This is a genomic window from Prosthecobacter fluviatilis (assembly GCF_055388355.1).
In genome coordinates this window covers 4259172-4277844 of sequence record NZ_AP043782.1, presented here as the reverse complement: position 1 = coordinate 4277844, position 18673 = coordinate 4259172, and the positions used below count along the sequence as shown (strand labels likewise).

15 protein-coding genes and 1 tRNA gene are annotated in these 18673 nt (G+C 60.6%); 5 read left to right on the top strand and 11 right to left on the bottom strand.

Features of this window, described 5'->3' with window-relative positions; all coding sequences use genetic code 11:
• Positions 1-7: 7 nt before the first annotated feature.
• The 3 genes from ACZ5WW_RS16715 to ACZ5WW_RS16705 are packed head-to-tail and all read right to left on the bottom strand — an operon-like array spanning position 8 to position 2656.
• Complete coding sequence (locus ACZ5WW_RS16715) at positions 8-973, bottom strand: SAM-dependent methyltransferase (protein WP_377166191.1); 966 nt, start codon at positions 971-973, stop codon at positions 8-10.
• Positions 951-2204 carry a valine--pyruvate transaminase gene (locus ACZ5WW_RS16710; protein WP_377166193.1) on the bottom strand — a complete coding sequence of 418 codons (1254 nt, stop codon included), beginning with the start codon at positions 2202-2204 and terminating at the stop codon, positions 951-953. The genes ACZ5WW_RS16715 and ACZ5WW_RS16710 overlap by 23 nt, the downstream gene beginning before the upstream one ends.
• The gene (locus tag ACZ5WW_RS16705) at positions 2204-2656 is read right to left on the bottom strand and encodes a DUF2452 domain-containing protein (protein ID WP_377166195.1); all 453 of its coding nucleotides are present in this window, start codon (positions 2654-2656) and stop codon (positions 2204-2206) included. Before ACZ5WW_RS16705 ends, ACZ5WW_RS16710 begins: the two co-directional genes overlap by 1 nt.
• Positions 2657-2730: 74 nt before the next feature.
• On the opposite strand from ACZ5WW_RS16705, the gene ACZ5WW_RS16700 reads away from it, so the two are divergent.
• The gene (locus ACZ5WW_RS16700) at positions 2731-3315 is read left to right on the top strand and encodes a hypothetical protein (protein ID WP_377166197.1); all 585 of its coding nucleotides are present in this window, start codon (positions 2731-2733) and stop codon (positions 3313-3315) included.
• Between the two features lie 161 nt (positions 3316-3476).
• Here ACZ5WW_RS16700 and ppdK read toward each other — a convergent pair whose 3' ends face one another.
• On the bottom strand, positions 3477-6431 hold the full coding sequence (gene ppdK / locus ACZ5WW_RS16695; protein WP_377166199.1) for a pyruvate, phosphate dikinase: 2955 nt from the start codon (positions 6429-6431) through the stop codon (positions 3477-3479).
• A 314-nt stretch (positions 6432-6745) separates the two neighbouring features.
• On the opposite strand from ppdK, the gene ACZ5WW_RS16690 reads away from it, so the two are divergent.
• Positions 6746-7420, top strand: coding sequence for a type II secretion system protein (locus tag ACZ5WW_RS16690; RefSeq protein WP_377166201.1), 675 nt, complete (start codon positions 6746-6748; stop codon positions 7418-7420).
• Between the two features lie 71 nt (positions 7421-7491).
• Here ACZ5WW_RS16690 and ACZ5WW_RS16685 read toward each other — a convergent pair whose 3' ends face one another.
• Positions 7492-7992 (bottom strand): NADH-quinone oxidoreductase subunit NuoE family protein, encoded by a 501-nt coding sequence (locus tag ACZ5WW_RS16685; protein WP_377166203.1) that lies wholly within the window; start codon positions 7990-7992, stop codon positions 7492-7494.
• Between the two features lie 38 nt (positions 7993-8030).
• Positions 8031-9290, bottom strand: a complete 1260-nt coding sequence (gene nuoD / locus ACZ5WW_RS16680; protein WP_377166205.1) for an NADH dehydrogenase (quinone) subunit D — start codon at positions 9288-9290, stop codon at positions 8031-8033.
• A gap of 218 nt (positions 9291-9508) precedes the next feature.
• Here nuoD and ACZ5WW_RS16675 point away from each other — a divergent pair, with 218 nt between their 5' ends.
• Positions 9509-10246 carry a hypothetical protein gene (locus ACZ5WW_RS16675; protein WP_377166207.1) on the top strand — a complete coding sequence of 246 codons (738 nt, stop codon included), beginning with the start codon at positions 9509-9511 and terminating at the stop codon, positions 10244-10246.
• A 9-nt stretch (positions 10247-10255) separates the two neighbouring features.
• Here ACZ5WW_RS16675 and ACZ5WW_RS16670 read toward each other — a convergent pair whose 3' ends face one another.
• Entirely contained in the window at positions 10256-10552 is a 297-nt protein-coding gene (locus ACZ5WW_RS16670; protein ID WP_377166209.1) for a hypothetical protein, read from the bottom strand.
• A gap of 33 nt (positions 10553-10585) precedes the next feature.
• On the opposite strand from ACZ5WW_RS16670, the gene ACZ5WW_RS16665 reads away from it, so the two are divergent.
• Complete coding sequence (locus tag ACZ5WW_RS16665; protein WP_377166211.1) at positions 10586-11524, top strand: CPBP family glutamic-type intramembrane protease; 939 nt, start codon at positions 10586-10588, stop codon at positions 11522-11524.
• A gap of 52 nt (positions 11525-11576) precedes the next feature.
• Positions 11577-11658, top strand: a tRNA-Leu gene (locus ACZ5WW_RS16660).
• Between the two features lie 72 nt (positions 11659-11730).
• Here the strand turns inward: ACZ5WW_RS16660 and vccD are convergent.
• The 4 genes from vccD to vccA are packed head-to-tail and all read right to left on the bottom strand — an operon-like array spanning position 11731 to position 18611.
• Entirely contained in the window at positions 11731-12384 is a 654-nt protein-coding gene (vccD, locus tag ACZ5WW_RS16655; RefSeq protein WP_377166213.1) for a Verru_Chthon cassette protein D, read from the bottom strand.
• Positions 12381-13448, bottom strand: a complete 1068-nt coding sequence (gene vccC, locus ACZ5WW_RS16650; RefSeq protein ID WP_377166215.1) for a Verru_Chthon cassette protein C — start codon at positions 13446-13448, stop codon at positions 12381-12383. The genes vccD and vccC overlap by 4 nt, the downstream gene beginning before the upstream one ends.
• Positions 13449-13484: 36 nt before the next feature.
• Entirely contained in the window at positions 13485-14024 is a 540-nt protein-coding gene (vccB, locus tag ACZ5WW_RS16645) for a Verru_Chthon cassette protein B (protein WP_377166217.1), read from the bottom strand.
• Positions 14025-14045: 21 nt separating this feature from the next.
• The gene (vccA, locus tag ACZ5WW_RS16640) at positions 14046-18611 is read right to left on the bottom strand and encodes a Verru_Chthon cassette protein A (protein ID WP_377166219.1); all 4566 of its coding nucleotides are present in this window, start codon (positions 18609-18611) and stop codon (positions 14046-14048) included.
• Positions 18612-18673: the final 62 nt, after the last annotated feature.

The window sequence follows — 18673 nt, the reverse complement described above, 5'->3', positions numbered from 1 at the left end:
GATGATTTTACGATGCGCCATCCTGCCTGCGATGCACGAAGCATTTGAAGGCAGTTCCGGCACCCTCGGGATGGGTAAGCCACTCTGGCGCTGCGTGTGAATGCAGGAACTGGGCCAGAGTCTGCTGCGAGACCTGAAACAGGCCGAGCGCCTGCAACCAGTCCGTGTAATCGGTAAAATTAATGTCCGCAGTGATGTCCTGCCTGCCTGGATTGGCATAAATCTCAGCGCCGGTAAGCCGCTGATGCAGCAGATAGGCGCGCAGTGTGCCCTGCGGGCGGCGATGATAAAGCTGCGGAAAGGAGTCGCCGTAGTCGATGGTCAGCATGGAGCCGCTCTTCCAGTGCGGTGTCCACTGCCGCAGCCAGTCGCGCACGCTGGCATGCAGCTCGCAGCGCTGCCCGTCTGCAAAACGGCTGTGCCGCAGGGCGCTGAAATGCGCGGCATCCAGCGCATGCGGATGCAGCCCTTCCGGCACCCAGACCTCCAGCCAGCGCTGCTCGGCGGTGCTCCACTGCACCAGCGTGGCGGGAAAGGCGTCGAGCAGTTCGTTGTGGTAGATGAAGGCGCGTCCTTGGGTGGCGGCGAGCGCGGACTCCAGCGTGGAGTGCCACACCACATGGCCTGCGAGTTTCTTCTCCTGCTCCTGCCGCAGCACGGGGGAAGTCTCCACGATGTGAAAGGTGAAGCTCCTGCGCGCCCACCAGCCCAGTGCTCGGCGCACCGTGTGCATGAGCGAGCCATCGCCAGCACCCACCTCAATGACATGCCGCACCTGCGGCTGCAGACTCGACTCTGACTTGAGCCACGCCGCCACCGCACGCCCCAGGCTGGGCGAGAGTGTGGCGGAAGTGGAGAAATCTCCTCCGCGCCCCACAGTGCGGATGTTTCTCGTGTAGTAACCACGCGCCGGATCAAACAGCGCACGCTGCATGAAGGCCGAAAAGGGCTCAGAAGCAGCGGATGATTTCATCGGCAATGATTTCCAGCCCCTCCTGCACGATGTGCTGCGGCTGCGAGTACGTCAGGCGCAAGCACTCATGCGGATGCCGCCACTCCTGCTCCAGACCAAAGGCGAAGTAATGCCCGGGAATGACGAGCACCTTGCGCTCCTTGAGCCTGCGATACAGCTCCGAGGCGGGGATGGGCAGCCCATTGACCCACAGCCAGAGGAAGAAGGCACCCTCCTGCGCATGCAGCGCCCATGGCACGCGCTCTCCCAGCGCACCGGCCAGCACGCCTTTGGCAAAGTCCGAACGCTCACGGTAGAATGGACGGATGACTTCGGGGCCCAGCCTGATGAGACTGTCGTCCTTCAGCAGCGGCATGAGGAGCGCCTGGCCGAGGTTGCCGTTCGCCAACGAGACGATGGCGTTCATGTTGGAGAGCGCTTTCACGATGGCAGGATCAGCCACGATCATGGCGGTGCGCACGCCCGGCAGGCCCACCTTGCTCATGCTGATGCTGAAGATCATGCCCGGCTGCCACTTGGGCTGGAAGCCGTTGTGGATCACGCCGGGGAAAGGATAACCATAGGCATTGTCGATGATGAGCGGGATGCCGTGCGCGTCTGCCAGCGCGCGCAGGCTCTCAAATTCATTTTGCGCGAGCACGTTCCCCGTCGGGTTGGTCGGGCAGGAGACGCACATCGCCGCGATGTCCGGCGTGATGCGCAGCCGGTCAAAATCCACGTGGTATTTGATCTCATTCGGCGCGGTTTCACTGATGCGCGGCAGGCACGCGGTGAACTGCCCGGCCGCGAGCGCCTGATTGGCATAGCCGATGTACTCCGGCAAAAGCGGGAAAAGGATACGGCGCCTCGTTGTGCCGGTCTGACCGGCGAGGAGATTGAAAAGCAGAAAGCACGCGGACTGCGAGCTGGGCATGACCGCGATGTTTTCATGCGTCACCTCCCAGCCGCACTCGCGCTTCAGAAAGGCGGCGAAGGCTTCACGGAAGAGCGGATTGCCACCGGGCGGATCGTAGTTCAGCAGCGTGCGGTCGATGCTGCCGTCGTCCAGCATGGCATGCATGCGCTGGCGCCAGAGCTGCTGCACGGCGGGAATGGCCGCAGGCTGCCCGCCGCCGAGCATGCGCATGTCCGGATGGGTGGTGAGCGCGGCTCCGCAGTCATCCATGAGTTCCTGGATGCCGCTGGGGCCGGCCAGCCGCTGGCCGATGTCTGAAAAGGTGGGTTGCATCATCAGGCGACCGAGGTCCGCACCCAGTCGCGTATGCTGAAATCTGGCGCGGATTTCTCAATCTGCCAGCGGCCGTCTGCATTCAGCCTGAAACTCCCGATCCAGCGCTGATACCACTGGTCCGGCGAGATCATGCTGAGCTGCCGCTTCCCCTCCACCTCATAGAGGTGGTACACCTCACCGCAGACGGGCTCAAAACCGAAGTGGCTCTCGTAGATGAGCTTGTTCCAGTTGAAGGCGTCGATCACCTCCATGTAGCGCTCCTGGATCTCCAGCATCTCCTGCTGCAGTTCACGCTCCACCCGGGAGACTCCCCGGCTTTTAAAGTTGGTGAGATCCTGCGGGATGATCTTGGCGGCCAGGCGTGAAACTGGGTAAGGCAGGTAGTTGCCGCGGGGCTCCGGGGCTTGCAAAGCTGCGTCAATGGGGTCCAAAGCGGGGGCGTTTTCTGTCATAGTTTGGTCTGCGGGCACGGGGGATGCAACGGTGCTTTGATTTGAAAAGCCACCGCAGGGGCTTAGAATGCCGCATGAAGAACGTCTCCAAACCACTGCTGGCCGCACTGCTCTGCGGACTGCTCGCCTCATGCGCCAGCAGGACCATGGACAGCATTCCGACGCTGGCTGACCTGAATGCCTATGAAAAGGTCGTCCGCGCAAGATATCAGGGAATGTACGATGAGCTGGACAAAAAGCGTGCCAGCGGAGCGATCAGCAAAGCCGACTACGAGGAGGAAAAGCGCAGGCTCGACTCCAAAGTGGCCGAGAGCGTCAACAATGCGGCATGGAACAAACACTACCTTGCCGAGTCGGAACGGAAGTCTGACGGTGTGCCGACTCCGGATCAGCCGGTGGTCCTGACTGCTGGACAGGTGGGTGGCAGCATGATCGGTGCGGTCGGGTCCGGCGGCATGGGTTCCTTTTACACTCCCTCATATCAAAACTACGGCGCCGTTTCCGGCATGGGAGGCTCCGCAGGCATGGGCAGCATTCGTGGTGCCAGCGACCAGCTTGGCAAGATGCAAAACATCCGCAATGATGCCATGTCCGCCGGGGGAACCTATCTTTCCGCGCCGCCTCCCGGCTCCGTTTACGATCAGGATGTGAAGCGCTGAGCCGGGGCACACCGGTCTAGGGAGGCGGCGGGAGATCGCGCGTCCGAGAGCGCCCGGAAGAACGAAAGTTAAAAAAGATAAAGCCCTGTGAGGAGTGATCCCCACAGGGCTTTTGGCGGCGGATTTCTCCGCCACATTGACCTCCCTAGGAGGTCAATGCGTTACTTCTTTGCAGCCTTCTTGGCGGCCTTCTTTGCAGCCTTCTTTGCGACTTTGACGGCCTTCTTGGCAGGAGCCTTCTTGGCGGCTTTCTTTGCAGCTTTCTTAGCCATAGTGTTTATCCTCTGTTTGTTGTTGGTTGCTTTGTTGTTTTGTTTTGCCACGGCTGCGCTTTTGGCGCCTCCCTGGACATTTTTTCCTGCGGCGGCCGAAGCGGCGCGCTTTTCTTCGATCGCAGCCTGCGCAGCGGCAAGGCGGGCGACGGGCACACGGAAAGGACTGCAACTCACATACGTGAGGCCTACGCGATGGCAGAATTTGACGCTGTCAGGATCACCGCCGTGTTCACCGCAGATGCCCAGCTTGATGTCGGGCTTGGTCTTGCGGCCTTTTTCGATGGCGATCTTGATAAGCTGACCCACACCGGTCTGATCCAGCGTGGCAAAGGGGTTCTTCTTGAAGATTTCGTTCTCCGTGTAGGGCATCAGGAAGCTGCCCATGTCGTCGCGGCTGATGCCGAGCGCGGTCTGCGTCAGGTCGTTGGTGCCGAAGCTGAAGAACTGCGCCGTTTCGGCGATCTCATCAGCGGTGAGTGCTCCACGCGGCACCTCAATCATGGTGCCGACGAGATAGTCGAGCTTCACTTTTTTCTCAGCCATCACTTCTTTTGCTACCTTATGCACGATTTCCACCTGCAGGTCGAGTTCTTTCTTGAACCCGACGAGCGGAATCATGACTTCGGGCTTCACCTTGATCTTCTTCTTGGCCACATCAGCTGCGGCTTCAAAGATGGCGCGGGCCTGCATTTCGGTGATCTCAGGATACGCGATGCCAAGACGGCAGCCGCGATGTCCGAGCATCGGGTTGAACTCATGCAGAGCTGCCACGCGTGCGGTGACCTTCTCAACGGAGACGCCCATTTTCTTGGCGAGCTCGGCCTGGGCCTTCTCGTCATGCGGCACGAATTCGTGGAGAGGAGGGTCGAGCAGACGGATGGTGGCGGGAAGGCCCTTGAGCTCGGTGAAGATGCCGGTGAAGTCTTCGCGCTGATAAGGCAGCAGCTTGGCGAGCGCTTTTTTGCGGTCGGCCACGTTGTCAGCCAGGATCATTTCACGCACGGCGTCGATGCGGTCACCTTCAAAGAACATGTGCTCTGTGCGGGTGAGGCCGATGCCCTGCGCACCGAAGGCGATCGCGTTCTGCGTCTGCTCCGGGTTGTCGGCATTGGTGCGGACCTGCAGGCGAGTGGACTTGGCGCACCAGTTCATGAGCTGCTGGAAGCTCTTGAACTTCTCGGTGGACTGGGCGGCCTTGTCACCATGGATCATGCCGGTGATGATCTCAGAAGGAGCGGTCTTCAGCTGGCCGCCGTAAACGACACCGCTGGTGCCGTCGATGGAGAGGTAGTCGCCTTCATTGAAGGTCTGGCCTGCCACGCTGACGGTCTTCTTGTCGTAGTCGATTTCCAGAGCAGCGGCACCGCAGATGCACACCTTGCCCATCTGGCGGGCAACGAGGGCCGCGTGGGAGGACACACCACCGCGGGCGGTGAGGATGCCTTCCGCTGCGATCATGCCGCGAAGGTCTTCCGGGCTGGTTTCGTTGCGGACGAGGAGAACTTTCTCACCCTTCTGCTCGGCCACGACGGCGCGGTCGGCGTTGAGGTAGATCTTGCCGGAGGCAGCGCCCGGGCCGGCGGGAAGACCGGTGGCGATAGCCTTGGCCTTCTTGACGTCAGCGGCGTCGAAGATCGGAGCGAGGAGCTGCTCGAGCTGGTCGGCAGGGTTGCGCAGCACGGCGGTTTCCCAGTCGATGAGCTTTTCCTTCACCATGTCGATGGAGAACTTCAGAGCGGCGGCGGCGGTGCGCTTGCCGTTGCGGGTCTGCAGCATGAACAGCTTGCCTTCCTGGATGGTGAACTCGACGTCCTGCACATCCTTGAAATGCTTTTCAAGCTTCTGACGGACCTGAAGCAGTTCCGCATAGGACTTCGGCATTTCCTTCTTGAGCTGGATCACCGGCTCAGGAGTGCGCACGCCGGCGACGACGTCTTCGCCCTGGGCATTGATGAGAAACTCACCATAGAATTCGTTGACGCCGTTGGCAGGGTTGCGGGTGAAGGCCACTCCAGAGCCGGAGGTCGGGCCCGTGTTGCCGAACACCATGGCCTGCACGTTGACGGCAGTGCCCCACTCGGCGGGGATGTTGTACTTGCGGCGATACACGATCGCGCGGTCATTCATCCAGGAGCCGAACACAGCACCGGCGGCGCCGCGAAGCTGATCCCACGGATCGCTCGGGAAGCCCTTGCCAGTGCGCTCTTTGACGAGCTGCTTGAAGCGCTTCACCAGCTCCTGCTGGTCAGCAGCGGTCAGGTCGCTGTCCAGGATGTCCTTGTGGTAAGTCGCATGCTTGTACTCTTCGATCACGACTTCGAAGGGCTCATGGTCTTCGCCTTCGCGCTTCTGCACGCCGAGCACCACGTCGCCGTACATCTGGATGAAGCGGCGGTAGCAGTCCCAGGCAAAGCGCTCGTTGTTCGTGGCGGCCACGAGGGAGAGCACGGTGTCGTCGTTGAGACCGAGGTTGAGGATCGTGTCCATCATGCCAGGCATGGAGTCACGGGCGCCGGAGCGCACGGCCACCAGCAGCGGGAAGCCCTTGGCGTCGCCGAACTTGTAGCCCATGATCTTTTCCATGCTCTTCACTGCAGCTTCCATCTGGGACTGCAGGGCGGCGGGATAAGTCTTCTTGTTCTGGTAGAAGTAGGTGCACACTTCGGTGCTGATGGTGAACCCGGGAGGAACGGGCAGACCGATGCGGCTCATCTCTGCCAGGTTGGCGCCTTTGCCGCCCAGCAATGCTTTCATGGAGCCGTCGCCGTCTGCCTTGCCTGCTCCGAATGAATACACGTACTTTGTTTTATCTGCGCTGCCCTTGGATGCTGTCTTTGCCATATTGTTTTTTCAGATCGTCTTGTGCGATCCGTGGTTGTTTTGTGGGTTCTGTGGGGATTGAAGCGCGGATTTAAATCGCTGAAGTATATGATGCAAGCATTAGTTGACAATCAAAAGCTCGTGTTGCAGACGGCGCCACACGGTCCGCCAAGGCCCTGTTTCAATCATGTCCCACGCGCGTAAGTTCGCGCTTGTTCATCACAAGTATTGACGCCGCATTGCAAAATCGATTAAATAATCCGGCGGAGCGACGACTGTATTTTGAACCCCTTTCGTTCCCCGGCGCCTGCCAATCATAAACCCAACCGTAGATCATGAAAATCAACTCTCGTCCCAACTCTCACGCACGACCGGGCTTTACGCTCATCGAACTGCTGGTGGTAATCACCATCATTGGCGTTCTGGCAAGCCTTGTCATTTCTCAGGCCAACAAGCTCATGGAGGATGGGAGAAAGCTGCAGGTGCAGACTGTTCTCAAAGACCTGCGCGTGGCCATCACAAGCTACCAGGTCGACTACAACCGCTGGCCGGTGAACCCCAGCCTTCTCAGCGCAGCATCCTCCGGCCAGGACGTGCAGGCTTTGCCCACGGATGAGAACACCGGCATCATCGGCGCTCTGACTGCGATTACGACTTCCTCGAGCGGAGGAGCTGGCGGCGGTGGCAGCAGCGGCAGCGTCAATTTGAACCCCAAGAACATCAAGTTCATCGACCTCCCCATTGCCAAAAATGGCAAGTTTGGCCTGGTCAACGCCCAACCGCCCTATCGTCTGGTCGATCTCTGGGGCACCCTTTACTATGTGCTGCTCGACACCAACGGCGACCTGCAGGTGGCCAATCCAGACTTGAACAACTCGGACCCCAGAATCTCCGCAAATGCAATCAGCCCTCCACCAAAGATGCTTCCTCTGGAAGTCGCCATCTACAGCTGGGGCCAGGACTTGAAGCAGCAGACGCCTGATGACGTGGTGTCCTGGCGCTCCAAATAAGACCTTTGAGAGATCCCTCCTGAATCAAAAAAACGCAGCGGCTGAAACCGCTGCGTTTTTTTGTGCTTTGATCAGACTCGCTGCGCGAGAAGCTCGCCCACCTTGGCGGGATCGACCTTCTCATAGAAGTCGTCCTCGATCATGCAGACCGGGCCAAAGCCGCAGCTCGCGAGACATTCGGCAAATTCAATGCTGTACTTGCCGTCTGCGCTCACCGCGATGGGGTGATGATGGTCTGTGTGAGAGCGGTCAATGTTTCCCGCCTTGCAGAAGGCATCCATCAGCTCATAGCTTCCCGCCATGGCACAGGAAAGGGTGCGGCAGACGCGGATGTGAAACTTGCCGGGGGCGCTTTGGCGGAAGCCGGGGTAGAAGGTGACCACTTCGAGAACCTGAATCGGCTCCAGAGAAAGCTTGGCGGCCACCCAGTTCACAGCCTCGTCGCTGATGAAGCGGAAATGCTCCTGCATGAGATGCAGCAGCGGCAGGACGGCGCTGCGTTTGGAAACGGGATAATGCGAGATCGCCTCGTCCATGCGTTTTTCCAATTCGGCTGGAACTTCAAAGGCCATGCGTGGGGTGTCTCGGATGAAAAGGTTAGGATGAAAAATCAGCGGTCACACTCGCCCATGACGAAGTCCAGGCTGCCAAGCACCGCGGGAATGTCGCTGAGCATGTGGCCGGGGATCAGCTTGGAGATGATGCTGAGATTGAGGAACGAAGGACTGCGAATCTTCAGACGGTGCGGCACACCGCCGCCAGTGCTGTTGATGTAGAAACCCAGCTCGCCCTTGGGATTTTCGGCAGCGAAATAGACTTCGCCGGCAGGAGCGTCAATGCCCTGGGTGGCGATGATGAAGTGGTGGATGAGCTCCTCCATCTTCATCAGCACTTTTTCCTTCTTGGGCAGAAGCCCCTTGGCGTCAGCCACATTGATGGGGCCTCCGGGCAGAGAAGCGAGCACCTGCCTGAGGATGCGCACGCTCTGGCGCATTTCTTCCATGCGCACGAGGTAGCGGTCATAGCAGTCGCCTTTGGTGCCCACGGGCACGTCAAACTCGTACTTCTCGTAGTCGAGGTAGGGCTGGGCTTTGCGCAGGTCATGCTCCACACCGGAACCACGCAGGTTGGGGCCGGTGAGACCGAAGCTGATGGCGTCTGCTTTGGTGATGACACCGATGTCCTGCGTGCGGTCGATGAAGATGCGGTTGCGTGAAAGCAGCTTGTCGATCTCGTCGATCACAGGCTCCAGTTCATCCAGGAAGGTTTTCACGGCACCAACAAAACCGTCCGGCAAGTCGCGGATCTGGCCACCCACGCGGGTGTAGCTGGTGGTGAAGCGCGCTCCCGTGAGCTGCTCGCAGAGGTTGTAGATCTTTTCGCGCTCGGTGAAGGTGTAGAGGAAGACCGTCATCGCTCCCACGTCCATGGCAAACACCCCGACTCCGAGCATGTGGGCGGAGATTCGCGCCAGCTCGCAGCAGATGACGCGGATGGCCCGGCCGCGCTCAGGCACCTCCCAGCCCATGAGCTTTTCCACGGCAAGGGCGTAGGCCACGTTGTTCGCCAGAGGGGCAAGGTAGTCGAGCCGGTCCGTGTAGGGCACGAACTGGTTGTAGTGCATGTTCTCGGCGATCTTTTCATCCCCGCGATGCAGGAAGCCCACGTCCGGATCCGCCTTGGTGATGATTTCGCCGTCCAGTTCCAGGATCAGGCGCAGCACCCCGTGAGTGGCAGGATGGCTGGGGCCCATGTTGAGCACCAGTTTCTCTCCGACGATGTCCGTCGTGGCTTCTTCCACGGCTTCGAGCTGCCGGGCCACTTTGGCGGCGGTATCCGGGGCCTCGTATTCTCGGGTAACAGTGGGCATGAAAAGCAGGGGGCTGGTAGCGTGCGTGAGGAGTATCTATCTACGCTGCCCAAAGAGCGGCAAGGCGATTTTGTGAAAAATTTCACAAGCGATCCCAATTCCAGCACAAAACGGCCCTTTTGGAACCCGAATGTACGTCTGCCAGGGCGGCGCAGCCGCCCTGGCAGGCACGGCGGAAGTTGCCCTCCGGCCGGGTGTGAGGCAGATTGCCCCAAAACATGAACCACGCCCCATGCCTCAAACACCGACTGCTGTTGCCGGCGTGTGCCGTGCTTTGGCTGGCGGCCGCCGCGCTGGGGCTGGCCGAGCCCGCCCCCCCGGCAGACGGCATCTTGGATGACACCCGGGCACTCACCCCCGAGACTCACCGGCAGCTGGCGGAGGAGCTCAGAGAGTTTTCCCAGGATTTGAAGTGTGACGCATGGTTCATGGCGTCCAGCTTTCCCCCCGCAGGAACCACTGTCCGCAGGCAGGCCCAGGCCACGAGGCATGCGTGGAGTGCGGCGCGATCTGCCGTTTTGATGGCCTATGACCGCGCCAGCAACGGCACCGCCATGTCTTTCTCCCCCGATTTCTGGGACCGCTACCCGGCTGCCGAGCTTGTCGAGATCATGCAGGAAACACGGCGCATCCAGACAGACACCAAGCTCGCACTGGATGAACGGCTGGCCCTGGCCACACGTTACTGGGTCGACCGGCTACGCAGCATGGAGAGTGTGCGGCTGAGGCAGTCCCTGTGGCTGCAACGGGGTGAAAAGACATTTGCCGTGACGATTCCTGCCATGCTCGCAGGAGGCGCGGTGATCGCAGCCCTGCTAGGATTCATGTCACGAAGGCGGAGCGCCCGCGAAGGCCGGCGCTTTCTGTTCCCTGATGTCCAGGTGGGCATGCGTTTCGGCGCGGCCTACGGCGGAGGGGTGACGTCTGAGATCAAAACCAATGCCGGAGCCCACTGACACCAGGTGTCACTCTTCGTCCGCCAGAGGCTCATCCCCCGCTGGCTTGATCCCCATGTCCTCAAGCTTCTTGTCAAGCTGCTCGACGTATTTCCAAGGCAGCTTTTTGCGCTGGTACTTGCGGAACAGAAGATCGCGCAGCTCCAGCCAGCGCTGCGGCGGCGGATTTTCCAGCGGAGTCCATTGCTCGCCGTCGGGATGGGCGTAGCGGAATTGCCATTCACGCGAATTCCAATAGGCGCGGATGTACTGCTTGCGGCCATCTTCGAGACGTTCGTGCCATTCGTGGATTTGGTTTTTGGTCATTGAGAGCGCTCAGGATGCGCTAGTATCGCCCCCATGCAAGCCGCCAGCCCCGGCAGTTCCCCTGCCCTGCCCAAACTTCTGCTCTACCTCCTCGCCGTGATGCTCGGCGGGGCGCTGCTGTCTGTGCCGCTCTTTCACCTCGGGAAAGCAGCCCACGGCTGGCTCTCGGCCTCTTCCCTGCACGACACAGGACCGGTCAGGTGGCTGCTGGCGGAGATCGAGCGGGCGCAGTTCACCCGCTACTTCAACCGGGCGGTGCTCGTCTGCGCGATCCTTTTCATCTGGCCCTTCATGCGCTGGGTGCGGCTGGAGCGTTCGCTGCTGCCAGCCTGGGGTCCCTTTGGCCGTGGTTTCAGGCAGTGGGGTGTCGGCTTTTTGCTGGCCGCCGGACTGCTGCTCGCTCTGGGGTTCATCTTTCTCAAGATGGGGGCGTATCAGCTGCGCCCGGACCCGCGCTGGTGGAAGCTGGGGGAGCCGGTCACTGCGGCGCTGGGAGCCGGCCTCGTGGAGGAGTTTTTTTTCCGCGGCCTGCTGCTGGGCCTGCTGCTGCGGAGCATGAAGGAGCCCCGTGCGCTCCTCGCGCTCACCTTCGTCTTTGCCCTGGTGCACTTTCTCAAGCCGCCGGAGGGCTGGCAGATCAGCGATGCCGCCGTCACCTGGAGCAGCGGATTCCTCGTGCTGAAGCAGATCGCCGCAGGTTTTGGCGATGTGCATTTTCTCCTGGCCGAGTTTGCCACCCTCTTCGCCGTCGGCTGGGTGCTGGCCAAGGCGCGCATGCAAACCGGTGCGCTCTGGGCGGGCATGGGCCTTCATGGCGGCTGGGTCTTCGGCCTGAAGTACTTCAGCGCCCTGACCACCTATTCCGGACACTGGCTGCCCTGGATCGGAGCCAATTTGAAAGTCGGCCTCATGCCGCTGTGCACCGTGCTGCTCACCGGCTGGGCGGCCACCCGCCTGCTGCGTGCGCGATAATTCATTTGCAGCATGAACATCCGCACGGAATCATGCTGACATGCAGCTCCATGCCGGAGTGGCGGAATTGGTAGACGCGCCAGACTTAGGATCTGGTTTGGAAACAAGTGCAGGTTCGAGTCCTGTCTCCGGCACTTGCGCAAAGAACAGGCCGCGATGCGGCATGAAGGCGAAGTGCTCTGCCAGCGCTCCCCTTGGCAGCGGCTTCACGGACGGTAGGAGTGCCCACGCCCGGTGACAGGATCGATCTGGACCGTGTAGTAATTGGGCGGCGCCGTGGAGAGATCCGCCTGATAGCTCTTGGTGGAGATCAGGGTCAGGTAGGCGGTGCGGAGCGGGACCCGCAGGCTGGTGGAGCCGTTGGGATAAAAGATGACGCGGTGGAATGTGGCACCGAGTGACTGAAAGGGATTCTGCGTGGCCTGACCGGTGCTGGCGGCAGTCTGACTGGTGCTGAACATGGGCGAGAGCGCACCCTCCACAAGTACCACGCTCTGCTTGCTCCAGTACACCGGCGGCTCCAGCGGCGTCGCCTGGTTGGTCGCTGGGTTGTAGGTGATCATCTGGATGGCATGACAGCCTTTGATGTCATCATGGGTGTAGTGGTAGAAATCCAGCCCGATGGGGCGGTTCTCCGTCAATGCCCGCTGCTGGGCAGCGGCCAGCTTTTGCATCAGGGTGTCACCTGCCGAAGTGAGGTTGGCAGACTGCAGTGCGGCCAGCGTGTAGGGCGTGGCCACAGCGATGAGCATGGTCACGATGGCGATGACGATGACCATCTCCACCAGGCTGAAGCCGGCCGGAGTGGCATTCCTGCCTGGGTGAGTGGGCGAAGGCTGGGTGGGAATGTGTGTGTTCATCTGAGGAGGCCCCATTTCGAGTTACGCATGCTGATGGTGGTGGAAAAAACCTGGTAGTTGAGCTGCTCGGCGCGCAGCTTGTCCGCCAGGTCCTTGAGGTCTTTCTGCCTGTTGTCAGCCAGGGTAAAGGCGCCGCTGGGGATCAGCTGAGGCATGGTGTCAGGATATTTCAGCGCCAGCTTGCGGGCGGACGCTTCATCAATCGCGACCAGGGTGACCACCACTCTGGGCGGCAGCATATGCTGGGTGCCCTGCGGGCTGTCGGTCGTCACATTGAGCAGCTGCGTGGAGTCATAGGCATACTTGGGCGCGATCCACCACGGGGTCGTCTTTTTCAGGGCGGCGTCGTCCGCCGTCACCTGGGGGGAAATGATCAGGGCGATGATGTTTTCCGCGATGGGTCTGGTGTCCGCTGGCGTGGTGATCGTTTCACTGGCCGTGACGACGCTGGCCGGTGCTTTGAGAAACCATTGGCCGGGCTTGACCGAGTACACGGTGTTCTCCTCCGCCGGCGGGCGGTACTCCCAGAGTCTGAAACGCAGGCTCTGGGCGGTCACATGCTGGGGGCGGAAGGCATCATTGCCGCTGTACATGATGAAATAGCCCCGGCCGCAGAGCAGCCGGTTGAGCCCCTCGTAGCCGATCCGGTCGCTCAGACCGAGGCGCGCCTGAAAAAACATCGCCTGGGTGACGAGCTGTGACGCCTGGGCTCCAGGCAGCAGTGTCTGAGCCTGGCCGGTGACGAACTGGAGCTCCGACTGGCGGATGTATTTGGTGGGGGACTGAGTCTGGGACGTGGGGATCGTGGGCCTGTTTCCATTGTTGTACTGATAGGCCTGGTAGGTGTTCAAGATGGCCTGCCTGAGATTTTCGGTGATGCTGTCAAACGCCATGCGTGCTTCGCGGAACTGCTCCACGCGGGTCACGCCGCGCTTCCAGGCGCGCTGCGTGAGCCCGAGCACCTGGACGGAAATCAGCAGGATGATGGAGAGGATCACCATGGAGAGGGACACTTCAATCAGGGTGAAGCCATGCCGCCATTGTTGGTCATGCTTTGCTTTCATAGGACAGAGTGGGGTGAGTGGCTGGATGTGGCATGCTCAGTCCCCCATCCTGGCGATGAGGGCGTAAACGGAGCTGATGCGCATGGGGGACGCCGCATTGAAATCGAAGGAAGGATCTGCAGAGGTGGCGACGCAGATTTTCACGCGGCGGAGATAAGTCTCAGGCGTGCTGCCGCCGCTGGTGCCTGTGGGGAGGTACATGTCCAGCGGCTTTTGCGGCACATACACCGAGGCCACAAACGCAAGTGAGGCGGCCAGGTCATCCTGGCTGGTGTCTGCCGTGGTCATCTCCCTGCCTTCGTTGGTGAAGTAGCGCAGCGGCCCGTAACCTGTCCATGTGATGCGATTCCATGACATGGACTGCATTTCGCCGCTGAGCTTCTGCATGATTTTGGAGCCGACGGACATTTCAGCCGAATTTCGGGCCATGTTGATTCCCTGTGGCAGCAGCCCCAGAAGGGTGATGAAGCCCAGGGCTGAGATGGCGACGGCAATGGTCACCTCCACCAGTGAGAAGCCGGCTGGCTGGCGGCTGGTGCCAAGGAAACGGGGCTGGGTTCTGGCCAAGTTTTTCATGAGTTTGACGGGGCTGGTGGTTCAGGGATCAAAGCGTTTTTGCGAGATGATGCGGAAACGGTGCAGCTCATCCAGGGGCGTCTTGGAAAGAGGATTGCCCGTGGCGTAATCGAGGTTTTTAGACGCATCCAAGGCAGGGTCATTGAGGTCAAGGTAGCGCTCGATGATCGCCGAACCGCGGTACTCAGATCCGATGCTGTCCGCCCCGGTGACAAACTGGGTAGGATCTGTGGAGCGCGCTTTCCGAATGGTCTGAATGCGCATGTGGATCTGGAAGGTGTTTGAGCGCGTCGTGAGCCGCGGATACATGTTGGTGTATGGCCGCTCCTTGAGGTTGTCGGCCGTGAGAGCGTGATTTTCCCAGAAGGCCAGGATGCTGTTGCCGGTGGGCCTGGTGAGAGCGCTCATGGTGGTCGGCCAGCTGGTCGGGACGAGGGTGTCAGAGCTGTTCACCGGTTTCGGCAGCAGGTACATCTCACAGATCTGCGCGGGTGAGATGAAGGCAAACCCGGAGCTGAAGCGCTCATCGAACAACTTCAGTGTGGACTCGATGTCGATCTGGCGGTGCCAGTATTTGTTTCCTTGGGCGCTGGTGTCGTTTTTCCAGAACCACGACTCCGTCTGAGTGGCCGGCGCACCTGCCGGACGGCGCAGGTAGTCATTGGCATCCCGGACAGAGACGGCCGTGATGAGCTCGCTTTTCATGACCGCCGCAAGCCCGGTGGCACGGCGGATGTGGCGGAAGGGTGCCATCTGGTAGTTGAGGTTGATCTTGCCTGCGGAAGAGCCCGGCTGGCTGATGACATAGGGCTCGACCATGGGCATCCAGAAGAAGTCCATGAAAAGATAGTCGGGAGGATCGATGCCCTGCACGGGAAGCCCGTTTTTGGCATAGCCTTTGAGCAGCCTTGGCGCACCGATGTGATACTGCTGCCCCTGCTTGGCACTCCATGTCTGCGGGCGGAAGAGCAGGGTGCGCCAGGGCTCGCGGCGCATGCCGCCTGCGCCACCGGCGTCATGCACCCCTGTGGGCAAAGACCCAAACATGCCGGGCGATGCCACCTGCCTGTTGGGCGAAAAGTACGTCGAGCCCCCGAGCCAGGACACCCATGAATTGGAGAAGTAGGGCACCAGCTGCTGGCCGTTGGTGGCAGTGACGCTGTAGGTGTTGCCCTCGTCGGGTTTGTTAATGTAGGCGCCGTCGGTCTGGTTGGCGATGCCGCGGTCAAAGTCTCCATACTTCTGCAGCCCGGCCCCTGTGGCGGCAGTGTAAGGATGATCCGGAAGGAAGGACGCGTTGTAAGCGGCATCTTTGACCAGGCGCCAGCCTTTCTTGTCTTCGCCGCGGTCCAGCCCCGGCCCCTGGCTCCAGTTCGCGAGGACGATGTTGTGCGCCAGGCGCTGCCTGCCGTAATAGCGGTGCTGTTCAAACTCGGTGGAAGGAACCACATACTGGCCCATGGTCAGGCGCGGATCACCGTGGCGAAGCACCAGAGACTGCAGAGTGTCATCAGGAATCACCAAATTGCCGCGGTAATAGGTGCCGCCAAACGGGACATCCCCGTAATTCCCGATTTCGTTGCCGATGTAGCGGAACCTGCCGCCCATGCGGCTGCCAGGTATGGCCGCGATTTTGGTGATGTGGCCGGTTTTGTCACGACCGAGAGCTCCATCCGAATGAAAAGCCCACCAGTAGGGCGCAGGCACGGGCTGGTGTATCCAGATGGAGCCGTCAGAATTGTACCCGTAGGTCGTGTCCTCGCTTTTTGTTGCCAGAAAAGGGGATGGGAAACGGGCGGCGGGGAAGTTGAAATTGAAAGTCTGCAGCACCTGCGGGTTGGCATCGTTGCTGAGTATCCTCACCACGACGGTGCCGCCGGAGAATGGAATGGTTCCATTGTCGCCCCCGGGCACATCGATGAAGTCGCTGACCAGATTGTACTGATTGCAGTTTTCCAGCGCCCCTGGCCGGTTGGAATAATAGCTGTAGTGAACACCGCCGCTGTATGGGGCCTGGCTGTCATTGCCGGGGATGTTGGTGTCTGGGTACAAAATGCTGCCGGACGTGTAGCCGTTGATCCCTCTGCCGACGGCTGGCAGCTTGCGCTCCTGCAGAAAGGCGCGGTAAGAAATGGTGCCCCCGCGCTGGTACACGCCCCAGGCGTTGCTCATGTGCTTGAACGGGCGGACCAGGGTCTTGCCGTTGTTGACGGGGAACATGCGCTTGCCTCCGGCCGTCAGCGCGCTCGCGTCAATCTCGATGGCGATGTCTGGGTTGATCAGCGCCCATCCGGCAGAAGGTGAGAACCATTCCAGCAGAAAGGTCGCCTGCACTCGCTTCACGCCGTTGTCGAGCGGTGTGTCCGTGTCCAGCGTCCAGTTCCAGTTCATGGGGTTGTAGCCAGGATGGCCGACCTTGTCCCCATCAACGCCTTCGAGTTTGTGAGCGGTGGGGTACCTGGACTTGTAGAAGCCTTTTTTGGGATCCTGGTTGGCGGCGCTCAGGGGCGGGAAGTTGGAGTACCAGTACGCCGAGTTGTCCCAGCCCAGCACGGTGTCGCTGCCGCCACCCCTCCAGTTCGGCGGGGTGTAGCCGGGCGCACCCTTCGGCTGGATTTTGACAGCGCTCATGCCTCCCGCCTGATTGGTCCCCTGGGCACAGGCAATGAAGTGCAGGCCGGCCTCACTGATGGTGAGGAAGCGCCCCATGCCGCGGTACACCTGGTCTTTGCTTTTCGGCAGCACGGTGGGCATGACCTGGCCATGCCCCGGGAAACTGTTGCCGTTTGAGTCACGCATGGGGGTGAAGGTGCCTGCCGCCATGCCGGCAGAGCTCGCCGTCAGCCGCGCATCAGGCAGCCCGGTGATGGAGGGATTGGCGCCGACATTGCGCTCCGCGATATTGTCATCGTACAAATTGGTGCAGCGGATGTAGTCAAAAATTTCGACCAGGATCTGCTGGCGGTTGTCGCCATATTTAGTGAGGAAGGAAGCATTGGAAGCTCCAAAGCCGGGGATCGGCTGCCCGGTCAGGTTCATGAGGTAGGTGAAGAGCTGCTGGTTGCGCGTGATGGTGGTCAGCTCCGACTGGCTCCGGGGGTCCTGCCGGGTGAAGAAGTAATCCTTCCCGGCGATCTGGGAGCAGTTCACGATGGAGTTGTCAAAAACCGTGCGGGTGCGCGTGGAATTGGTGCGGTGCACCGGCCACATGCTGATCTTGGGATAGCCAAATGGATTGGCTTCGGAAGAGCGGCTGCGTGTGGTCAGAAACGGGCGCAGGCGCTCCACCACCTCATAGTTTTGCAGCCCTGACCAGATCTGGCTTGTGCCGAGATTGATCTCACTGCGCTTGCCGTCCCCCTGGGGGGTGGCCCTCAGCAAAAACTCGTCCACACTGGGAAACAGGCGCTCTGCCAGGGCGTCCTGAACCGCCTGGAAATTGGTGGGGGAGAAGTTGTGATTGACCGGCACCAGCACGGAGCCGGCCTTGGAGCCGCCCGGCAGGATTTTGGGCATCAGATCGTAGATGGCCTCCTTGTAGGTTAGCGCTTTGGCAAAGGCGGATGTGTCTGAAACGAGCGGATTCATGTCCTGCCCGGGAAACAGAACGGTGCTCATGCAAACGGTGGCCGGATGGCCTGGGTAGCGCTGGTATTCATAGGCCATGGGCTGGTACCTCGCCCACTCGCCATCGCGCTCATGAAACAGCCGCGGCGTGTCCCAGGGAGTGCCTTCCCCGGCGGTGTTGATGTTGATCTTGGCGGACTCATCATCCGTCCAGAAGGCCACGCGGGCGATCATGGGATTGTCCCTCGTGGCGGTCTGCCCGCTGCCGCTGCTGCTGACAAATTTCCCGCTGGCGTCCAAATACCCCAGCGTCCCATCCTTGAGCATGTAGAGCCACTCGACCGGCATGGGCAGGCGCTGCTGGCTTTCGTTGCCTCCGCTGGTAGGAGCTACCACACCGTCCAGCGGCTGTCCCGAAGTGCCATTTGCAAACGTGGAGTAGCTGAAGCCTTCGACGGAGCGGCTCGGAGTCTGCGAGTAGGCCCTGGGATCAATGATGGGGAAAAACAGCCGGGGCGGGCCGGTGGGGTTAGTGACGTCGCTGCGCACGACAGGTTCGTTGAGATCCACATATTGCGCCGGCTGCTTGTCCCAGTCCGCAGGCGGCGTGTCTGCGGCGATCTCCGTCTCGGTTGCAGCCACCATTTTGCTGTCAGAATAGAGCTTGAGCCCACGCAGCAGCGTGCCGTCCTGCTTGTACTGGCGGATCATGCCCGGCTGGGAGGCCCATATTTCAACCCCCGATGCTTTGGTGTCCTGGTGGATGCCCTGCTGGATCTGGCTGATGGCCAGATTGATCACGGAGTCGGCATGCAGCTGCGCCTTTGCGATCTCGACCTGCGCCACGGTGGAGTTGTAATCAATGCGCGTTGCGCTGAGCAGCGCGGTCAGCAGGACCATGGCCAATGCCAGAACACTGAGCACGGTGATAAGCGCCACCGCACGCCGGCGGCGCAGCATGCGGCCTGAGACCGCATGACCACGCTGCGATGATATGCCTTGTATGGATGTTGTATTCATGATCTGGATGAATTGCGCTGCGCTTGTTTCACAGCATTTTTTGAGCTGGCTGCATTTTGCCG

Coding starts and splice junctions, on each gene's coding strand:
- ACZ5WW_RS16715 (WP_377166191.1), bottom strand. CDS start 973: ATGAAATCATCCGCTGCTTCTGAGCCCTTTTCGGCCTTCATGCAGCGT.
- ACZ5WW_RS16710 (WP_377166193.1), bottom strand. CDS start 2,204: ATGATGCAACCCACCTTTTCAGACATCGGCCAGCGGCTGGCCGGCCCC.
- ACZ5WW_RS16705 (WP_377166195.1), bottom strand. CDS start 2,656: ATGACAGAAAACGCCCCCGCTTTGGACCCCATTGACGCAGCTTTGCAA.
- ACZ5WW_RS16700 (WP_377166197.1), top strand. CDS start 2,731: ATGAAGAACGTCTCCAAACCACTGCTGGCCGCACTGCTCTGCGGACTG.
- ppdK (WP_377166199.1), bottom strand. CDS start 6,431: ATGGCAAAGACAGCATCCAAGGGCAGCGCAGATAAAACAAAGTACGTG.
- ACZ5WW_RS16690 (WP_377166201.1), top strand. CDS start 6,746: ATGAAAATCAACTCTCGTCCCAACTCTCACGCACGACCGGGCTTTACG.
- ACZ5WW_RS16685 (WP_377166203.1), bottom strand. CDS start 7,992: ATGGCCTTTGAAGTTCCAGCCGAATTGGAAAAACGCATGGACGAGGCG.
- nuoD (WP_377166205.1), bottom strand. CDS start 9,290: ATGCCCACTGTTACCCGAGAATACGAGGCCCCGGATACCGCCGCCAAA.
- ACZ5WW_RS16675 (WP_377166207.1), top strand. CDS start 9,509: ATGAACCACGCCCCATGCCTCAAACACCGACTGCTGTTGCCGGCGTGT.
- ACZ5WW_RS16670 (WP_377166209.1), bottom strand. CDS start 10,552: ATGACCAAAAACCAAATCCACGAATGGCACGAACGTCTCGAAGATGGC.
- ACZ5WW_RS16665 (WP_377166211.1), top strand. CDS start 10,586: ATGCAAGCCGCCAGCCCCGGCAGTTCCCCTGCCCTGCCCAAACTTCTG.
- vccD (WP_377166213.1), bottom strand. CDS start 12,384: ATGAACACACACATTCCCACCCAGCCTTCGCCCACTCACCCAGGCAGG.
- vccC (WP_377166215.1), bottom strand. CDS start 13,448: ATGAAAGCAAAGCATGACCAACAATGGCGGCATGGCTTCACCCTGATT.
- vccB (WP_377166217.1), bottom strand. CDS start 14,024: ATGAAAAACTTGGCCAGAACCCAGCCCCGTTTCCTTGGCACCAGCCGC.
- vccA (WP_377166219.1), bottom strand. CDS start 18,611: ATGAATACAACATCCATACAAGGCATATCATCGCAGCGTGGTCATGCG.